The organism is Corynebacterium sp. MSK071 (genome assembly GCF_030232125.1).
In the GTDB taxonomy this organism is placed as follows: domain Bacteria; phylum Actinomycetota; class Actinomycetes; order Mycobacteriales; family Mycobacteriaceae; genus Corynebacterium; species Corynebacterium kefirresidentii.
On record NZ_JASPJA010000034.1, the window covers coordinates 1 to 1,416 of the forward strand.

The 1,416-nt window shown below is 56.8% G+C and carries 1 protein-coding gene and 1 pseudogene; both read left to right on the forward strand.

Annotation, left to right across the window (positions count from 1 at the left end):
- Window positions 1–462: pseudogene (locus QP990_RS12060) on the forward strand (hypothetical protein); the annotation flags it as partial.
- A gap of 41 nt (window positions 463–503) precedes the next feature.
- Window positions 504–1,416 (forward strand): phage portal protein (locus tag QP990_RS12065; protein WP_396127289.1); only part of this gene is annotated, 913 nt, incomplete at its 3' end.

A 1,416-nucleotide genomic window follows, 5' to 3' on the forward strand; every position in this document is an offset into this window, starting at 1 on the left:
TGGGAGCCAGATACGCGGCAGGTTGATGCAGTAGTGCGCGACTGTTTTTCTCGTTACCGTGTCGTGGGCATGTACTGCGACCCGTCCGGCTGGACGGAGCATGTTTCCGCGTGGGAAGCAGAATTCGCCCCGAAGCTCAAAGTGCGGGCCACTTCGTCGCATCCGATGATGGCGTGGCCGAGGGGCAAAAGCGCTGCGGTCTACCAATCGCTAAGCGAGTTTAGGCAAGCGGTAGTCAACCGCGACATTACCTACGACGGTGGCCCATACCTGCGCGCACACTTGTTGAACGCGAAGCGCAGGGAAACACGTACTGGGTATTTGCTTTATAAGTCGTCGCCGGAGTCTGCTGATAAAATTGACGCAGCGTATGCAGCCGTCATGGCCTATAAGTGCTATTTGGATGCTGTCTCGCACGGGGTGACGAAAAAGAAGAAAAAGAGGGGGTCGTTCATCTTATGATTCGGGGGCTAACGCACAATGAAGAAGACATACTGGGGGTTTTGACTACCGAGGTCACAGGGCACCGGCAGGGTAATAAGCAGCTGGCGTCGTACTATGATGGGACGCATCGTGTGCAGCGCATTGGCGTTGCGGTGCCGAACTCATTGTCGGATATCGGCGTTGTTTCCGGATGGCCGGCGACAGTGGTGGATACCTACGGCGATTTGCTGCGCATGGACGGGTACATCTCGCCGGACTATGGCGAGGAGATGCGGCTAGTTACGCGTCGATTTAATGTTCCGCTCCGCGTCTCTGAAGCTATTTTGGACATGCTGATTTTCGGTCTGGGCCTACTAGCTGTAGAGCCCGACCCACACGGTGTATTCCGCCTGCGGTCAGTTTCGCCCTTGTCTGGTTCACTATTGTGGGATGACGCCACAAATGGACCAGTGGCCGGGTATCGCCGCTCTGGAGTTAATTCCGAGGGCGTGTACCGCGAAGTGCTCTACTTGCAGGGCGAAGTCATCGTCATTTCCAAAGATTCGACCGATATGGGCACGGTGCGCTCAGTCGAGCGATTCAACGTTCCCGGCGGCGGGTTCCCTATGTTCAGGTTGCGCAATCGCCTGCGCACTTCTCATTGGTCTGGACAGTCAGAAATCACCCCGGCCGTGCGGTACCTGACGGACGCTGCCGCCCGCACCCTTGAAAACATGGAGTACAACTCCGAGTTTTATGCCTCCCCACAACGATGGGCCACCGGCGCCTCACCCGAAGACTTCGGCTACGACCCCGAAGGCATGACGGAATTCGACCGCGTAGAAATGGGCTGGCGTACCTCTATCGGCAAAATGCTCGTCCTCAACGGCGACGAAGACGACCCCAAACAGCCCAACGTCGGACAATTCGCGTCGTCTCCCCCAACTCCATTTATCGAGCAGGTACGTGCCTACTCTCAGTTGATTGCTTCTG